Source organism: Methanothermobacter sp., from assembly GCF_030055435.1.
Lineage (GTDB): Archaea > Methanobacteriota > Methanobacteria > Methanobacteriales > Methanothermobacteraceae > Methanothermobacter.
The window spans coordinates 126,556-140,834 of sequence record NZ_JASFYG010000003.1; the positions used below are offsets into that span (position 1 = coordinate 126,556).

15 protein-coding genes and 2 tRNA genes are annotated in these 14,279 nt (G+C 48.1%); 11 read left to right on the top strand and 6 right to left on the bottom strand.

Annotated features, from left to right (window positions below; all coding sequences use genetic code 11):
- Positions 1-38 precede the first annotated feature (38 nt).
- The 9 genes from QFX30_RS04150 (at position 39) to QFX30_RS04190 (ending at position 6,769) form a co-directional block, all read left to right on the top strand.
- The gene (locus QFX30_RS04150; RefSeq protein WP_300488645.1) at positions 39-899 is read left to right on the top strand and encodes a shikimate kinase; all 861 of its coding nucleotides are present in this window, start codon (positions 39-41) and stop codon (positions 897-899) included.
- 41 nt (positions 900-940) lie between these two features.
- On the top strand, positions 941-1,237 hold the full coding sequence (locus tag QFX30_RS04155) for a chorismate mutase (RefSeq protein WP_237779890.1): 297 nt from the start codon (positions 941-943) through the stop codon (positions 1,235-1,237).
- A gap of 1 nt (position 1,238) precedes the next feature.
- Positions 1,239-1,427, top strand: coding sequence for a 30S ribosomal protein S17e (locus QFX30_RS04160; protein WP_013296011.1), 189 nt, complete (start codon positions 1,239-1,241; stop codon positions 1,425-1,427).
- 46 nt (positions 1,428-1,473) lie between these two features.
- A complete protein-coding gene (locus QFX30_RS04165; protein WP_300488650.1) occupies positions 1,474-2,694 on the top strand; it encodes an aspartate kinase in 1,221 nt (406 codons plus the stop codon).
- Positions 2,691-3,581, top strand: a complete 891-nt coding sequence (gene dapA / locus QFX30_RS04170; protein WP_300488653.1) for a 4-hydroxy-tetrahydrodipicolinate synthase — start codon at positions 2,691-2,693, stop codon at positions 3,579-3,581. Before QFX30_RS04165 ends, dapA begins: the two co-directional genes overlap by 4 nt.
- Before the next feature lie 17 nt (positions 3,582-3,598).
- A complete protein-coding gene (gene dapB, locus QFX30_RS04175) occupies positions 3,599-4,420 on the top strand; it encodes a 4-hydroxy-tetrahydrodipicolinate reductase (RefSeq protein WP_300488655.1) in 822 nt (273 codons plus the stop codon).
- A gap of 12 nt (positions 4,421-4,432) precedes the next feature.
- The gene (gene asd, locus QFX30_RS04180) at positions 4,433-5,476 is read left to right on the top strand and encodes an aspartate-semialdehyde dehydrogenase (protein WP_300488658.1); all 1,044 of its coding nucleotides are present in this window, start codon (positions 4,433-4,435) and stop codon (positions 5,474-5,476) included.
- A 144-nt stretch (positions 5,477-5,620) separates the two neighbouring features.
- Positions 5,621-6,091: a phosphatase PAP2 family protein gene (locus QFX30_RS04185; RefSeq protein WP_300488661.1), complete on the top strand. Its 471-nt coding sequence runs from the start codon at positions 5,621-5,623 to the stop codon at positions 6,089-6,091.
- 156 nt (positions 6,092-6,247) lie between these two features.
- Complete coding sequence (locus QFX30_RS04190) at positions 6,248-6,769, top strand: hypothetical protein (protein WP_300488663.1); 522 nt, start codon at positions 6,248-6,250, stop codon at positions 6,767-6,769.
- A gap of 36 nt (positions 6,770-6,805) precedes the next feature.
- Here QFX30_RS04190 and QFX30_RS04195 read toward each other — a convergent pair whose 3' ends face one another.
- Together QFX30_RS04195 and QFX30_RS04200 are read right to left on the bottom strand one after the other, a co-directional pair.
- Positions 6,806-7,378 carry a cyclase family protein gene (locus QFX30_RS04195; RefSeq protein ID WP_300488666.1) on the bottom strand — a complete coding sequence of 191 codons (573 nt, stop codon included), beginning with the start codon at positions 7,376-7,378 and terminating at the stop codon, positions 6,806-6,808.
- 33 nt (positions 7,379-7,411) lie between these two features.
- On the bottom strand, positions 7,412-8,617 hold the full coding sequence (locus QFX30_RS04200; protein ID WP_300488668.1) for a transglutaminase family protein: 1,206 nt from the start codon (positions 8,615-8,617) through the stop codon (positions 7,412-7,414).
- A gap of 119 nt (positions 8,618-8,736) precedes the next feature.
- Between QFX30_RS04200 and thsA the strand changes: the two genes are divergently transcribed.
- Positions 8,737-10,350, top strand: coding sequence for a thermosome subunit alpha (gene thsA, locus QFX30_RS04205; RefSeq protein ID WP_300488671.1), 1,614 nt, complete (start codon positions 8,737-8,739; stop codon positions 10,348-10,350).
- A 325-nt stretch (positions 10,351-10,675) separates the two neighbouring features.
- Here thsA and QFX30_RS04210 read toward each other — a convergent pair whose 3' ends face one another.
- The 4 genes from QFX30_RS04210 to QFX30_RS04225 form a co-directional block, all read right to left on the bottom strand.
- Positions 10,676-11,827, bottom strand: a complete 1,152-nt coding sequence (locus QFX30_RS04210) for a thiolase domain-containing protein (protein WP_300488674.1) — start codon at positions 11,825-11,827, stop codon at positions 10,676-10,678.
- Between the two features lie 12 nt (positions 11,828-11,839).
- Positions 11,840-12,880: a hydroxymethylglutaryl-CoA synthase gene (locus QFX30_RS04215; RefSeq protein WP_300488677.1), complete on the bottom strand. Its 1,041-nt coding sequence runs from the start codon at positions 12,878-12,880 to the stop codon at positions 11,840-11,842.
- A 281-nt stretch (positions 12,881-13,161) separates the two neighbouring features.
- Positions 13,162-13,235, bottom strand: a tRNA-Gly gene (locus tag QFX30_RS04220).
- A gap of 2 nt (positions 13,236-13,237) precedes the next feature.
- Positions 13,238-13,311: transfer RNA gene (locus tag QFX30_RS04225), tRNA-Gly, on the bottom strand.
- Positions 13,312-13,450: 139 nt separating this feature from the next.
- Here QFX30_RS04225 and QFX30_RS04230 point away from each other — a divergent pair.
- The gene (locus QFX30_RS04230; protein WP_300488680.1) at positions 13,451-14,173 is read left to right on the top strand and encodes a heparan-alpha-glucosaminide N-acetyltransferase; all 723 of its coding nucleotides are present in this window, start codon (positions 13,451-13,453) and stop codon (positions 14,171-14,173) included.
- Positions 14,174-14,279: the final 106 nt, after the last annotated feature.

A 14,279-nucleotide genomic window follows, 5' to 3' on the forward strand; every position in this document is an offset into this window, starting at 1 on the left:
TTATATAAGTAGGTATATGAACTGTTTGGAGTGATAGGTTGAAAAAAGCAGTAAAAGCACCTGGATCAGCCACGGTTATAAATGCCATTGCAACAGGAAGGGGCTCTGCATTCGGGATAGGCCTCAGTGTCAGGGCAGAGGCCAAACTCATAGATGCTGGTATAGAGTGCATCTCCCTTGAGGGTGCAGACACTGGACTCATAGAAATCTGCACAGAGATGGTCCTTGAGCATTACGGCGCCGATACTGGTGTGAGGGTGGTTACAGCCTCTGATTTACCTGTTGCGAGCGGTCTCTCAAGCAGCAGCGCGGCATCCAACGCCACCGTGATGGCGGTTTCTGAACTCATATCAGAGGAATTTCAATTGGAACCCATGGATGGACGTGAGATGCTCAACATGGCAGTGGACGCATCCCTCCGGGCAGGGGTGACGGTGACAGGGGCCTATGATGATGCAAGTGCATCATTCTATGGGGGCCTCACCGTGACAGATAACATGGCAAGGCGCATACTCTGCAGGAGGGAAATGGAAAATCAAAAGGTATTAATATACATGCCGGACAGAAAATCACTGACTGCACAATCAGATGTCCCGAGGATGAAACTGCTGGCTCCCTGGGTTGACATGGCCTTCAGGGAGGTCCTTAAGGGAAGGGTGCACAGTGCACTGACACTTAACGGGATACTCTATTGTGCATCCCTGGGATTCGATCCGGGAATAGCCCTCGATGCCCTTGAGGCAGGTGCCCTCTCAGCGGGTCTTTCAGGCACGGGACCAGCGTTTGTGGCGCTGGCTGATGAGGATTCTGCAGGGAAGGTCATTGATTCATGGGAGAACCTTGAGGGCAATGTTACTTTAACCTCAGTGGATAACGAGGGTACACATGTGCTTGACTGATCCCGGTGACCCTTAAAGCTTTGAAGCTTGGGGGATGTTTTATGGACGAATCCAGAGCACTGGAAACCCTTAAAAGGTCTAGAAGGGAAATAGATAGAATAGACAGGGAGATACTTGACCTCATATCCTCACGGACATCCCTTGCACGTGAGATAGCTGAGGCAAAACTTGCCCTGGGAATGGAAATATTTGACCCTGAGAGGGAGCTTGAGATAATAGAGAGGACCCGGAGGATCGCCAGGGCCTATGGTATCAATGAGGATAAGCTCATTCAGCTGATGAAGATTCTGATGGATCTAAGCAAAACTGAACAGAAAGAACTGTTAAGGAGGCAATGAAATGGGAAACATAAGAACATCCTTTGTAAAAAGAATCGCGAAAGAACTGATAGAAACTCATCCAGGTAAATTCACATCTGATTTTGATAAAAACAAGAAACTTGTGGAGGAGTTCTCAACAGTCAGCACAAAACACCTCAGGAACAAGATCGCAGGTTACATCACAAGGATAATCAGCCAGCAGAAATAACTTTGATTTTTTTTCATTTTCAACATTTAAAAGGTTGTGAAGGTTAATGGAGTTAATAGTTGTTAAATTTGGTGGTACATCTATAGGAAATGGTAGACGAATTAAAAAGGCGGCCCGTTCTGTCGTGAAGGAGTACATGAAGGGCAAGAAGGTCGTTGTCGTTGTATCTGCCATCAATAAGACAACAGATGAACTCCTTCAGATAGTTGATGAGGCAATGGAAGATGCTGTTACAGAAAAGCAGCTGGCTGAGATAGTATCCATGGGTGAAATGACCAGTGTAAGAATATTTTCCTCTGCAATAGAGGCACTTGGAGTTAAATCTGAATACATAGACCCCTTCATGGATGAATGGCCAATAATAACCGACAGCAACCTTTTAAATGCTAAGGTGGACTTTGAGACAACCGAGAAGAAGTCAAAGGAACTCCTGAAACTTCTTGACCAGGGTATAATACCTGTGGTATGCGGATTCCTTGGCAGGGACCCCAATGGTTACATAACAACCCTGGGAAGGGGTGGAAGTGACATCACCGCCTTCCTCCTGGGGCACTGCCTGAAGGCGGATGAGGTTATAATCGTAACCGATGTTGGGGGAGTAATGTCAACGGATCCAAATAAACTGCAGGGCGCAAAGAAACTTGATAAGATCTCTGTTGAGGAGATGAGGGATCTTGCAACCCATGGGGCACAAGTACTACATCCACACGCCCTGAAATACAAGGACCCTGATATCAATGCAAAGATCATAGGTTTCGAGCATGGGGATCTCTCAGCCCCGGGCACTGAAATCATAGGCCCCTCAAAGAATAAGATGGTGAAGACAACAACCCTCAACCCTGAACCAATATCTGTGGTTGCGGTTGTAGGGGAGAAGATACTCAACAAGCCAGGTATACTGGCAAAGTTAACCTCAAAGCTTGCAGAGAACTCCATCAACATCATAGGAATTTCAACAGGCCAGAACTCCGTCACAATATTCGTTGATAAGAAGGACGCTGATGAGGCGCACAGGCTCCTCCATGATGTGGTCATTGCAGATGATAACCTCAGTTCACTCTCCCTGGGAAGGGATATTGCCATGATAACCATATCCAGCCCTGACTTCATAGACACTCCGGGCATAATATCCGAGATCACCAAGCCCCTCAGGGATAATGACCTTAACATAGTTGAAATTTCATCCTCACAGACATCTGTGGTTATCTTTGTCGACTGGAATGATGGTAAAAAGGCGTATGAACTTGTAAGGGGTGTTCTTGAATGAAGATTGAAGGCACAGTAGTGGCCATGGTGACTCCATTCACAGAGGATGACCGGGTGGATGAGGCCGGGCTGCGGGAAAACATAAACTACCTTATTGAGAATGGGGTTGATGGCTTGCTGGTTGCAGGTACAACAGGTGAATCAGCAACCATAACCCATGAGGAACAGAGGAGAATGATTGACATACTTGTGGATGAGGTTAACGGGCGTGTTAAGACCATCGCTGGGGCAGGAAGCAACTCCTCAAGGGAGGCCCTTGGCCTTGTAGAGTATGCGGGGGACGCAGGTGCAGACGCGGCCCTTGTGATAACACCCTACTACAACAAGCCCCAGCCCCATGGGTTAATTGAACACTACCGGATGCTGGAGGAGGCATCGGAGATACCCCTCATAATCTACAATGTGCCCTCAAGGACCGGTACGGATATCGACGTTGACACGGTATCTGAACTTGCAGGTCTCGACGGTATAATCGGTATAAAGGAGGCGAACCCCGACCTGGACAAGATCTCCATGCTCAAATCAAAGCTAATGGACCAGGGCATTGATGATTTCATCATACTCTCGGGTAACGATAACCTCACACTCCCGATGATCTCAATGGGTGCAGAGGGCGTCATATCCGTCGTGGCGAACGTCGACCCAGCCCGTATGAGCCGACTCGTCAACGAAGCCCTCTCAGGGGACTTTGAATCTGCAATGAAAACCCACTATGAACTTTACAGTCTCATGAAGGTCCTTTTCATCGAGAGCAACCCCGTACCTGTCAAGGAGGCCCTCAACATGATGGGAAGGCCTGCAGGTCATGTGAGGATGCCGCTAGCACCCCTACAGGACAGCAGCCGTGAGAAACTGAGGCTGGTACTTGAGGAGCTGGCACTTATCTGAATCCATGAGGTGTTATAATGATCAAGGTTGCGGTTACAGGTGCCTGCGGGCGCATGGGCTCTGGGATAATAAGGAGAGTGCTTGAAGAGGACGACATGGAGCTTGTGGCTGCCATCGAGGCCCCGGGAACACCCCTTAAGGGAAGGGATGTGGGTGAATTCACAGCCACAGGCGAAGTGGGTGTTAAGGTAAGCGACGCATCTGAACTTGCCGAAATACTCAGAGAGACGGAACCCGACGTTCTCGTTGACTTCACAGTGGCACCGGCAGCTGTTGAAACCATAAAGACAGCGACCGAAGCAGGGGTTAACCTTGTGGTTGGAACAACAGGATTTTCAGATGAGCAGATGCAGACCATCAGGGAATCCATTGAGAGGACAGGTGTGAGGGCTGTTATCTCACCAAACATGGCGGTGGGCGTCAACGTCTTCTTCAAGGTCCTCTCTGATCTGGCACCGGTACTCTCTGATTATGACGTTGAGATCATAGAGGCCCACCACAGACACAAGAAGGACGCCCCTTCAGGTACCGCGATGCGTGCACTGGAGGTTATCGCAGAGGCCACCTCCAGGAAACCCGATGAGGTGGCGGTTCATGGGAGGTCCGGTCTCACAGGTGAGAGAACCCGTGATGAGATAGGTGTCCATGCTGTGAGGGGCGGTGACATAGTGGGGGACCACATAGTCCTCTTTGCAGGTGATGGTGAACGCCTTGAAATAGTCCACAGGGCCCACAGCAGGGACGCATTTATAGGTGGAGTTATAAGGGCATTGAGGTTCATTGAACATGCAGAACCCGGGAAGATAATGGATATGGGGGATGTGCTTGGAATAAAATGATAGGGTGGTATTATGGTTAATGTTGGTGTTCTTGGAGCAACAGGGATGGTTGGGCAGCGGTTTATTGAAATGCTTGAGAATCATCCTGAATTTGAACTTACAACCCTCGCGGCATCTTCAAGGTCCGCAGGAAAACCCTATGGGGAGGTTGCAAACTGGTACCTTGACAGTGAGATGCCTGAGTCTGTAAGGGATATAGAGGTTGTTGAAACGGATCCTGCAAGTGTGGGGGATGTGGACATATTGTTCTCTGCACTTCCTGCAGATGTGGCCCGTAAGGTTGAGCCAAAGTTTGCTGAGAAGTACATCGTGGCTTCAAATGCCAGTGCAATGCGAATGGAACCCGATGTTCCCCTGGTGATCCCTGAGGTTAACCCGGAGTTCCTGGACCTCATAGAGGTTCAGCAGAGGAGGAGGGGATGGGATGGCTTCATCATAACCAACCCCAACTGCTCCACCATAGCACTTACCCTTACACTGAAGCCCATCTATGACAGCTACACCATAAAGAGGGTCTATGTCTCCACCATGCAGGCAGTTTCGGGCGCCGGCTACAGTGGGGTTCCATCAATGGCGATACTTGACAACATCATACCGTATATCGGAGGTGAGGAGGAGAAGATTGAAACCGAAACCCTACACCTACTCGGTGAACTTGACGATGGTATTGTTAAACCTGCAAGTTTCGGTGTGAGCGCATCATGCCACCGTGTCCCCGTTGTTGACGGTCACACAGAAGCTGTCTTCGTGGAACTGGATGATGAATTTGAAATTGAGGATATAAAGGATGCCATGGACGGGTTCCAGGGGCTCCCACAGAAACTGGGCCTTCACTCAGCACCTGAAAAACCTGTTGTGGTCCTGGATGAGGAGAACAGACCTCAGCCAAGGATGGACAGGGACAGGGATGGTGGAATGTCCGTCACTGTTGGAAGGCTAAGAAAGGATGCAGCATTCAGTAACAGCCTTAGATATGTCCTTGTAGGCCACAACACTGTGAGAGGGGCTGCTGGAGCCTCTATACTCAATGCAGAACTTATAAATGAGATACTGTAAATGACGGATCCATTTTTTTCATTTCCTGGTGTTGCATCCATTCTTTATTTTGTGATGCGTACTTTTCTTTCTTTTACTGGTATTGATACATCCATTCTCTATTTTTTTAATTCAGCAATCAGTTCGCCCATTCTTGATTTACTGATGCAGATCATAACCCTTGGAGGAACCCAGATTTTCTGGGTATTGCTGTGCCTCACACTCTACATTTTTGGCGGGGAGGATGAGAAGGAGGCTGCATTCATTGCACTCACAGCCCTTGTCATGGGCTTCTTTCTCAGTGAATTCCTGAAGGCTGTTATTGCAAGGCCAAGGCCCTATGAGGTTCTCAGTTGGGTGAAGCACACCACAACAGCAGGCGGGTACTCCATGCCATCAGGGCACAGTGTGGCAGCATTCAGCGGATTCATGGCACTCTACTTTAAATTTGGTAGACTATGGCTTTTCTTGCTCCTTGCTTCCCTTGTTGGTGTTTCAAGGGTGTGCCTTGGTCTACATTACCCCAGTGATGTCGTTGCAGGGGCATTCCTTGGTGTTCTATGTGCCCTTGTGGCTCTAAAGGTGGAGAAAAGGGTTAAGTGTTTTGGCCTCTGCAACTTTGAAAGGCTTGAATGATGCTTATGGGGGACTTATTGTTTTATTTTCTACGTTCCCATTTTAGGGAATATGTGGAGATTCTTTTGCTATATAACTCTATCTGGTATCCCAGGATGAATTCAGGAAGGTTTTTAAGATTCCATGTGATATTTAATTAAAGGGGAAATGGGTACCATGAAGTTCATGAGGGATTCGGAAAAGGAACAGCTCAAGCTTCTTGTAAAGGCATGCATGCTTGAAATAAGCAAGCTCAAGATGGATCTCAGAAAATGCAGGGAGAATTCACAGAAATCAGGCAGGGTAAGGGAACTTGAGGAGGCACTTAAACTCAGGGAAAGAAAGATATCTGAACTTGAGGGGCTCATGGCTGAGAAGGATAAAATAATACAGGACCTCAATGCAATCATAGCTGAGAAGGAATCCTGCATATCTGACCTTAAAAGGTACAGGGAGTATTTCCGTGTGCTTACCCAGAAACCTGAAAGGGATCTGACCTCCTTCCAGTCACAGATCTACCGTCTGCTACCTGATGAAAGATCCACAGCAGAGGAACTGCTCAGTTTTTTAAATGAGATAGGTTTCAGGGACATTAAACTTGAGAACATGGTTCAGATACTTAGAAATCTTGAGAGAAAGGGTTACTTCAGGTCAGTGAAAAATGATGGAAGGGTATTCTGGGAAAAAATAGAGAAATGATGGATCTTTAACGGCTTATTCTTAATTCAATGATGATCAGTCTGTGATGGCAAATACCCTTGCGGGTGATGCCTCTGCCATCACATTCAGGGGAACAACGAATATTCTGAATGTTTTTGGAACCATATCCGTGTTTCTTATGTTTTCGACTATCCATATGCCGTTTTCAAGGAGGAGTCTGTGTACAGCTGTTTCTCCAGGCATGTCAACGCTTGGCCCGTCTGTGCACACCCCCTTCACTCCATGGTCAACCAGTTTCTCTGCAAGACAGAGGGGAATGCCTCTGTAGTCCTTGAAGTATTCCTCAAGGCCCCACTTCGAGGTCCACCCGGTTTTCAGAACCGCAATGTCCCCATCAGGAATCTTAACTGTTTTGGGTGATATAAGGAATCCATCTCCTATAAGTCTTTCGAGGCCTATCCTATCAACGGTTTCATCACCATAATGTACGTGTGCCGGCGCATCTATGTGGGTTCCAGCGTGCAATCCTGTCTCTATCTCTGAGTTAATGTAATCTCCATCTTCAACTGTCCTTATTCTTACAGGAGGATCCCCTGGAAAGACAGGCATGGAATCCTCAATTCTGCGGGTCAGGTCAATGATTTTCATGGATCATGATATCTAATGAGGGAATATAAGGTTTCAGTGCAGGTCATATTCCAGAAGCACTTCTCTAACTTTTGACACACTGGTGTTCCAGTTATAAACGTCTCCAAGGTTGTTCATGGTGTGGGTGGTGTCTGCTGTCACCCACCCCTGACCCCTTAGCCATACCTGGGCCCACACATGGGAGTACCAGTTCCCGCTTATGAACCTGCAGTATCCACGGACATAACGGGCCGGTATACCACTGGTCCTTGCAAGGGCAACCATGAGGTGGGCCTGGTCCACACAGTTTCCTGTCCTGTACTTGAGTGTGGCTGAGGCACCATAGCGGGTCCTGTAATAGAATGAGTAGTCAATATTGTCCCGGACCCAGTTAAAGAGATTCAGTGCAGTGGAGTGGGTGGTGTTCCCCGAGAGTTCCCTTGCAAGGTAAACTATATTGGGATCGGTGATGTTGCAGTGGGCTGTGGACCTGATGTAACGTCGGAGGGATGGGGGGACATACCATGGGCTGCTCCTGAGACCCTCATAGTATCTGAGCTGACCATTCAGATAAGTGTATCTTCTTTCAATGGACTTGAGATTACTTTGAAGCCTCAGGATGTTTTTATTTCCAGAATATCTGATCCTCTTATGAATAAGGTTCATGAGGTTAACTGTTGTTCTGAGCTGGTATTTTAGATTCTTTATCCTTGTGTCAATGGTGTTGGAGTCGATGCGGTATGCATTTACGGGTAGAGGTGTGCTTATTTGAATGGCCATGGGAAGTTTGCCATAGAGTTGTCTGTAACGCCCGATCTTTGATAGGAGATACACTGCATTGTAGAAGTCGATCTTACCCCCGCTGAAGGAGATGGTTGCTGGACAGCACTCTGCCCTGCATGTGAAGTTATGGAATTTTGATATTATCTCCAGGTACTGATTTTTTGTTAGCTTCACTGATATGCGCCTTATATCAAGTTTGGGTGCATTAACAACCTGGTTTTCGACCACCTTTGAACCGGTAAGTACCCTGCTAAGGGCGTAGGCATAAGATGGGGTGTCAAGTGTCCTGTTACCCACACTGACGTTTTCAGGGATTATCTTATTTTTTTCCATGAAAGTGGAGACCCTGACACTTGCCTCTAGAATATCAGAGCTATTCAGGGGATCTTCAAGTTCTTCGATGGCATAGGAACCTTCAGTTAATAAAATTAAAATTATAAATGCTGAGATGTAGACTGGGGCTACTCTTTGCAACATTGTTCTAACCAATCATATTTAATGATTTCCAAGAGATAAATACATTAACCGCAAAATATTTATAGAACCTCTAACCCATTGATAAATGCACTAATGATAATAAAAATTGAGGTGATTGAATGGCACAGGGACAGCAGCCAATTCTTGTACTGCCTGAAGGTACAAGCAGGTACCTTGGAAGGGACGCACAGAGGATGAACATCCTTGCAGGTAAAATACTGGCAGAAACCGTCAGGACAACCCTTGGACCAAAGGGAATGGACAAGATGCTGGTTGACTCCCTTGGGGACATCGTGGTTACAAACGACGGTGTCACAATACTCAAGGAAATGGACATAGAGCACCCCGCCGCAAAGATGCTTGTTGAAGTGGCAAAGACCCAGGAAGACGAGGTCGGCGACGGTACAACAACAGCTGTCATAATAGCAGGTGAACTGCTCAAAAAAGCTGAAACACTCCTTGAAATGGAGATTCACCCAACAATAATAGCAATGGGTTACAGGCAGGCTGCTGAAAAGGCCCAGGAAATACTCAACGACATTGCAATTGACGCAAGCGACAGGGACACACTCATAAAGGTCGCTATGACCGCAATGACCGGTAAGGGAACAGAAAAGGCACGGGAACCACTGGCTGAACTCATAGTTGACGCTGTCAAGCAGGTTGAAGAAGACGGCGAAGTCGAGAAGGACCACATAAAGATAGAGAAGAAGGAAGGCGCAGCCGTGGACGACTCAACACTCGTCCAGGGTGTCATCATCGACAAGGAAAGGGTTCACCCAGGAATGCCAAAGAAGGTTGAAAACGCCAAAATAGCACTCCTGAACTGCCCAATAGAAGTCAAAGAGACAGAAGTCGACGCAGAAATCAGGATAACAGACCCATCACAGATGCAGGCCTTCATTGAACAGGAAGAGCAGATGATCCGCGACATGGTCAACTCCATAGTCGAGACAGGCGCAAACGTGCTCTTCTGTCAGAAGGGTATCGATGACCTTGCACAGCACTACCTGGCCAAGGCAGGCGTCCTTGCAGTAAGAAGGGTTAAAAAATCAGACATGGAGAAACTCTCCAAGGCAACCGGTGCAAACATCGTCACAAACATTGAGGACCTCAGTGAGGACGACCTAGGCGAAGCAGGCATTGTCTCAGAGAAGAAGATCTCAGGCGAAGAGATGATCTTCGTTGAGGAATGCAAGGAGCCAAAGGCAGTCACAATACTCGTGAGGGGTTCAACAGAACACGTTGTAAGCGAAGTTGAAAGGGCAATCGAAGACGCAATAGGAGTCGTTGCAGCAACAGTCGAGGACGGTAAGGTCGTTGCAGGTGGAGGAGCACCTGAAATAGAGGTTGCAAAGAGACTCAAGGACTACGCTGATTCAATAAGTGGAAGGGAACAGCTAGCGGTCTCAGCATTCGCAGAGGCCCTTGAGATCGTTCCAAAGACCCTTGCAGAGAACGCAGGACTTGACAGTATCGACGTCCTGGTGGACCTCAGGGCTGCCCATGAGGAGTCACCCTACATGGGACTTGACGTCTTCGATGGTGAAATCGTTGACATGAAAGAGGCCGGTGTAATAGAGCCCCACAGGGTCAAGAAACAGGCCATCCAGTCCGCTGCAGAGGCAGCTGAAATGATCCTCCGCATAGACGACGTCATAGCCGCATCATCCTCTGAATCCGATGAGGACATGGGTGACATGGGTGACATGGGCGGAATGCCTCCAATGTAGGCACCCCCACAATTCCTCCTTTTTTTACAAAGCTTTCATGTACTGCAATTCCTTTTTGTGGAAGAGTTACTTTTCAAACCTTAGAGTATTTTAAGTTTTCTAAATGCAAACCTGTGCTGAAAGTCCGCTGACTCCATCAGTTTTTAGGATAATCTTAAAGATGGACATTTACTCCTCATTTCTATATTCATGAACCTATTCTATGTTAAACCTTTAGAGAGAAAAAAGGGGCATTGCAGTTTAGTTATAGATATAAGCATAAAAGAGTTAGTAGAGAATTGGAAAAAATCATTTAGCTTATCAGTGCATAAAAAAGGGGGGCTGGCTACCTTGAGAATATGTGCACAGCCGCTGTCCCACCTGTTCCCCCGATGTTATGGGTCATACCTATCTCAGCACCCTCAACCTGCCTTTTACCGGCTTCACCACGTAGCTGCCAGACCACCTCCGCCGCCTGGGCGATACCTGTGGCCCCTAGTGGATGACCACGTGCCTTGAGACCCCCTGAGGGGTTTACGGGTATTTTACCATCGATTCGGGTCATGCCCTCCTCAAAGGCCCTTCCACCTTCACCCTTCTCAACAAATCCAAGGTCCTCAACAGCCAGTATACCATTTATGCTGAAACAGTCATGGACCTCAACAAGGTCTATGTCTCCCGGTGTAAGATCTGCCATCTTAAATGCGGATCTTGCAGCATTTACGGTGGCGTCAATCCTTGTTATATCCCTTCTATCGTGCAGTGCAATGGTACCTGATGCCTGTGCAGATGCCTTCACATAGACAGGGGTATCGGTGTATTCCCTGGCCATCTCGGCGGGGCAGAGTATGACTGCTGCTGCACCATCAGAGATGGGTGAACAGTCAAGGAGTCTGAGTGGATCCGCGACCATGGTTGAATTGATGACCTGCTCAACCGTGACTTTCATGGGGAACTGGGCCCTTGGGTTTTTTGAGGCGTTTTCATGGTTTATCACGGAGACCATGGCGAGCTGCTCCCTTGTTGTACCGTACTCGTACATGTGCCTCCTTGCCATCATGGCGTAGAGTGATGGGAAGGTTACACCCTGCTGGGCCTCCCATTCCTGGTCAGAGGCTGTTGCAATTGCAGGTGTGGGGTCAACAACGTCGGTCATCTTCTCAACACCTGCTGCTATCACAATATCATGGTATCCTGATGCCACGGCCATTATACCGCTCCTCAGGGCGAGTCCACCTGATGCACAGGCGGCCTCCACCCTTGTTGAGGGTATGGGTGTTAGCCCCGCATGATCTGCGATGAGTGAAGAAATGTGCTCCTGTTTTATGAAGAGGCCCGCTGACATGTTACCAACATACATTGCCTCGAGGTCTGCACCTTCAACTCCAGCATCCTCTATGGCACCGAGGCCGGCCTCGGTTATCATGTCCCTGAATGAGACGTCCCAGAGTTCTCCGAATTTTGTCTGTGAGACTCCAATAATTGCTACATCCCTCATGTTATCACCATCTTAAGCCATCCTGAGTTTGCCCTTGAACTTGGCATAGAGTGCATAGTCAACGTATTTCTTCTTGCTGATGATGTCAGAAACGGTCGGGGCGAGGTCCCTCTTTTTCTCTATCTCGTCTGTGACCTCTATTATGAATGCGTCACTCCCGGCCCCTGAACCATAGGAGACTGCAAGTATCCTTGCCCCTGGTTCTGCAACGTCCAGTGTTGCTGCAAGACCTATTGGTGTTGCACCGGAGTATGTGTTACCTATGACCGGTGTTAAAAGCCCAGGTTTCACCTGATCGCTTTCAAATCCAAGTTTTTTCGCTGCCTTCAGGTAGAACTTCCCGTTTGGCTGGTGGAAAACCGCATAATCAAAGTCACCTGCAGAGAGGCCCGTCTTTTCCATCATACCCCTTGCAGCTCCAAGAACGTGTTTGAAGTAGGCTGGTTCACCCGTGAACCTTCCACCGTGTCTGGGGTAGGGCATTCCCTCCCTCCTGTAGAAGTCGGGGGTGTCGGTGGTGAAACTGTAGGTTTCCCTTATCTCTGCAAGACAGTTCTCATTTCCTATGACGTAGGCCGCCCCCCCTGCTGATGCTGTGTATTCAAGGGCATCCCCCGGTGCACCCTGGGCTGTATCTGCGCCAATAGCAAGGCCGTATTCAATGATTCCTGATTCAACAAGCCCCATACATGCCTGTATACCTGCGGTTCCTGCTTTACATGCGAATTCAAGATCAGCGGCTGTCATTTCAGGAGTTGCCTCAACTGCCTCTGCAACGATTGTTGCTGTTGGTTTGACTGCATAGGGGTGGGATTCTGAACCAACATAGACGGCTCCTATCCTTGATGGGTCTATCTGGCTTCTTTTGATGGCGTTTCGGGCAGCCTCCACTGAGATTGTTGCGGTGTCCTCATCTGGACCTGGAACTGATTTCTCTTCAACCACCAGTCCCCTTGATATGGCCTGGGGGTCGTCTCCCCAGACCCTCGCTATTTCTTCAACCTTTATTCTGTATGATGGAACGTAAACTCCATATCCAACGATTCCAGCCATGAGTATCACACCATTAATATCAGTCTGGATCCTGTTATTATCTAGAATTAAAGTACTTATCCTTTGCTCTACTATCGGGGTTTCTAATATATATAGCTGATATATGGCTGGCCACTTCCCATGGGAGGGAGGTGCAGATTACATCTAATGGAGTTTCAATTGGAATAAACAGTTAAAATCAGCCAGAAACAGGTTTATGGTGTAAACTGAGAATTAATGGGTCACTGTATTTATCATATACACTAGAATTAACAGGTTACTGGTATCAGAAACAGTTTTTATGCGGTTGCCGGGATTTGAACCCGGGTCGCGGGCTTGGAAGGCCCGAGTCCTAACCAGACTAGACTACAACCGCTATGCGGCGTCCGGGATTTGAACCCGGGTCGCTGGCGTGGCAGGCCAGTGTCTTAACCAGGCTGGACTAACGCCGCAATTCGTAGGCATAGAAAAGGTTTGAAATCATCATATATAAAATTTTCTATTTTTATCTTGAGCACTCCTGTGGAGGTCCTCCCTGCGGTGGGAACTGCTTTTACCGGGCTCCACACAATTTATAAATGGAGGTTATTCATGGGGGTAGCATCGTCCAGCGAGAGGTTTCATGAGGTCGATGCCATAAGGGGCATCGCTGTTGTGATGATGATCATATACCACGTGATCTTTGACCTCAACTTCCTTGGAGCGGTGGAACTGGATATGACCTCACCGCTGATCTGGATCACCGGCAGGCTGGCCGCATTTCTCTTCATATTCCTTGTGGGAGTATCACTCAGCCTCAGTCACTCCCGAAGGGGCTCCGGGTCCCATGGACATTACATTAAGAGGGGTATCAGGATATTCCTCTACGGCCTCCTGATAACTGTTGTCACCTGGATATACCCCCATAAGGGATTCATAGTGTTCGGGGTGCTCCACTTCATAGGTGCTGCTGTTATCATAACATACCCATTTGCAGGAAGAAGGTTACCCTCGGTTGTCGGGGCGCTCCTGGCACTGGCGGCAGGGGTGTGGGTTTCAGGCTTGAGGGCGGACACCTTATTTTTTGTCTGGCTCGGACTGAAGCCCCCTGGATTTTACACACTCGACTACTTTCCCCTGCTTCCATGGATTGGTGTTGTCCTTCTAGGTATCTTCACAGGAGATACCCTCTATCCCGGATGCAGAAGGAGATGGAAGGGGGAGCTCCAACGGAGAAACCATACACTTGAATTTCTGGGAAAAAACTCACTGGCCATTTACTTTATCCATCAACCCGTAATACTGGCTGTCATATGGCTTTTAATGAATATCTAAGTGTTCATGCACATCTTTTTCTGATGTAGGTTGTAGCTGATTCTTCTATGGTTGATTTTGGTCAGCAAACTGGGGGGCTTGGTATTACTAGCCAATCTCTTTATAT